Here is a 3,186-nt window from a genome sequence, read left to right on the forward strand (position 1 = left end):
ACGTCTGCGTCGTCAGTTCACTGTTGGTGGCGTTGGTGCTGGCAATCGCACCGCCGACCAGGTTCACGTGGCCGACATCGATGTGGTAGCCGCCATCACCGGCGAACAGGCCCGACTGCTGGCCCACGCCCTGATAGCTGCGGTTGGATTTGCCTCCGCTGGCGTAGCCGTCGGCGCTCCAGGCGGTGCCCAGCGACACCTGCACCCGCCCGCCCACCTGGCTGTTTTTGGACATGCTTTCTGCAACGTCCTGCAGCGACTCGATGGTCAGCGTGCCGCCGGTCTTTACATCGATGCGGTCGGCCGTCGCGGTGGCACCGCGCAGGGTGGTGTCACCCTCGGCCTTGAGCGAGATGTTCTGGCCGGTGAGCGTGGTGTTCTGCCAGGTGGTGCTGTTCGCGTTGGACTTGCTGCTGCCCACGCTGGCTTCGGCGTACACGTACACGCCGGTCTGCGCGCCTACCGCGACACCCACGCCCACTTCAGCACCCGCGTTACTGCTCTTGCTGCGGTCGGCAAGCTGCGCTTTATCGGCTTCCAGCAGGATGTCGCGCGCCGAATCCAGGCTCACCGTGTTGCCCGCGCTCAGGCTGCCCTTCACAACATGGATGTCACCGCTGTCAATTGGTCACGTCGACGGTACAAACATCTGTCGTCGTGACTGCGTGCCGGAATTCCCGCCGTCTACAGGACAGAGAAGGCGCAGAACGACGCTACTGTTCAACCCCCTCTCGTTCCATGAGATGGATCAGTTCATCACTAAGTGCGCTTCCAACGTCCATCGTTACGCCAATTCTCGTTCGATAAGAATTCTTACCCAACGTTGCAAATGACTCACGGAGACAGGCGAAAATAACATTCAGCTCATCTCCAGTCAAAATCAGTCCAAAGCTCCCTTCGCCCAGGCTGTTCAGGTCCATCGCTTACTCCCTCATACTCGCTCGGCGTGGCGCGGAAAGCGATCTCTACGTAACGCATCATCTGATTACGCCAGTCCTTTAAGAGAGACCGAGTCAAGCTATTCTCGCTCTTTTCTGTTCCACGTACTCATTTAGGTATTCCTCCAATGGTCTAGCTGTGCCAAGTACCACAAGCTCCCCAGAGTCCCTATCAATCAAGAAGGGTCCATTACCCGCCAATTGTGCAGAGAAGTCCCCGGTCTCTAAAAACTCTTTTGACTGGTAGCAGAAGTACCAACCTTCCTGGAACTCACCCTCAAGGCAAATCTGGAGCGGAATCTCAGACTGCCCCAAGTACTCAACAGCTTGCGATAGAGCCCGGCTGTATGTGATCACAACTCACCTCATTTACCTTGTCTTTAGAAGATGCAGGGTTTTGAACTTGCTCAAATCAGCAGCCTTACCTGTCTGCCCATCAAGGAAGCGAATTACCCCGTTTTGATTGACGACATTGAATACATGACCAGTCTGTCCTGGACCATACGACCCGTAAATTATGCCTCGAGATCCAGTTCCAGAACGCAACATTTGTTGGACGATATCATCGGGTTGAGTGATGGGGCCGAACTTTGATCCGTATTGCTTTTCCAGAACGCTCAACGGGACGCCGTTTGTGTGGTTGATTGGCAGTGCTGATGCAGGATTTCCTGCCAAGGTTGAGTCAGTGGCGATGGAACAGTTCACGCAATTGTGAGTTCGACCAAAGTTTGGATAGCCAGGATTAACATCTCGTATCGAGCCGGCAGCCTCATCAGCTAGCCCGCCCGCATTTCGAAGATTGATGTCGCTTGCTACCTTGCCGCTTCTCCAAGCCGCGCCGAGCAGAGCCAAGTCGAGGCCCGCGAGATTTCCGAGCTTGTAGCGTCCGGCTTCGATTGGGTTACCAGATGTGTCCCCAAAGATCGGCGTTCCCACAATCATGCGTTCGTATTTGAACTCAACCGTGACAGGGTCACGATGATATTGAGGGGCCAGGGCTATATCTCCCAAGGCGAGCGCATAGCCCAATGCTCCGGTTACGAGCTCGGACGCGGGATCCACTGCCCCCATCCCCATTTGCATGAAGAATGAGCCTGTCCCTCCCCTATACGGTTTGCCGGCGGCAGTCTCGAGGAACCTCATGACAAGTTCCTTGCTTGCCGCTTGGTCAAGACCCAAGCCAAGTTGGCTCGCATCGGTCTTCCCATATGCCCATGCCTGAGCGAACTGAAGATCACATGCGCCGTCAGCTTGCTGACATGTCGCCAACATCTCCTTGCCCTGCAGTTTTGAGACCTTAGCCCAGCGCTCACTTGCCGCGCTCTCACAGGCTTCGTTGCCGTCGCACTCCTTGCGTTCCTCAGCCAATGCAAGATGCTGCTTGGCATCGAGATAGTTGTTCTCAACAGAGTTTTTCGCGATTCCAGCGGCCAATGCAGTGCCTGCAAGCCCATCACCAGCACTGCTTCCAGCCACGGCGGCCACCGCCTGCGACAACGCCAGAATCGTCTGCTTCTGCTGATCATTCAGCTCGCCGGTGTAGCCGGGATACAGCGCGTCGGTCAGCAGCTTCGCCGCCAGTTCGCCACCAGCTGCTGCTGCCGCACCACCCCCAGCGTTACCGCCATTGACCTCAGCCAGCAGCGCACCCAACAGCGCATGTGACAGCAACTGCAACGCGGCGTTTGGGTCACTGCCGTGTTTTGCATCGAACTTGTCACCGATAAGGTTCGCCGCATACGGCGCCAGGGCATTGGCCACCACTTGGCCGCCGCCCTGCCCGGAGGTGGCACCTAACAGCAACGTGGTAACTGCGTCGAGCGCGCGGCTGTTGTCACCACCGATATCCTACTGCTTCGAGTCCCGGTAGGCCTGGCTGTATCGGGTGAGCACCGCATCACGCGCCGCTGCATCCATGGCATTGAAATTTGCCTTTTCCTGTGGTGTCAGGTCGGCAAAGTAGGCTTCAACGGCCTTGTTGGCCTTATAGGCCTGCACATCATTGGCAATCTGCTTGCTGGTGGCCATCACCGTGCCCATCGCATTGGCCATCGCCTGCTGATTGGCCAGCTGCAACTCGGCATTGGGCATCGCCTCAATCGCGCGGTGTGCGGTTGCGGCATCGGTGTTCACGCCCAGCTCGGCGGCGGTCACCTTCTGGCCGCCGATGACGATGTTGCCTTCGGTCAGCGTGGCGTAGGTGGTGCTGCTGTCGCCGCCCTTCTCGTTCATCGGCACGCCACCGCCG

General features: G+C 57.6%; 5 protein-coding genes. All 5 read right to left on the reverse strand.

All coding sequences use genetic code 11. The annotated features are described in order from the left end of the window. On the reverse strand, positions 1-601 hold a 601-nt coding region (locus ACW6W5_RS17765; RefSeq protein ID WP_458233673.1), incomplete at its 3' end, for a hemagglutinin repeat-containing protein. Between the two features lie 112 nt (positions 602-713). Then, positions 714-920 (reverse strand): hypothetical protein, encoded by a 207-nt coding sequence (locus ACW6W5_RS17770; protein ID WP_152154167.1) that lies wholly within the window; start codon positions 918-920, stop codon positions 714-716. 93 nt (positions 921-1,013) lie between these two features. Then, entirely contained in the window at positions 1,014-1,295 is a 282-nt protein-coding gene (locus tag ACW6W5_RS17775) for a YrhB domain-containing protein (protein ID WP_121044669.1), read from the reverse strand. 12 nt (positions 1,296-1,307) lie between these two features. Continuing rightward, entirely contained in the window at positions 1,308-2,741 is a 1,434-nt protein-coding gene (locus ACW6W5_RS17780) for a toxin glutamine deamidase domain-containing protein (RefSeq protein ID WP_226956703.1), read from the reverse strand. Positions 2,742-2,786: 45 nt separating this feature from the next. Beyond that, positions 2,787-3,186 (reverse strand): hypothetical protein (locus tag ACW6W5_RS17785; RefSeq protein WP_458233674.1); only part of this gene is annotated, 400 nt, incomplete at its 5' end.

The sequence above is a fragment of the Stenotrophomonas sp. IS26 genome (assembly GCF_054188265.1).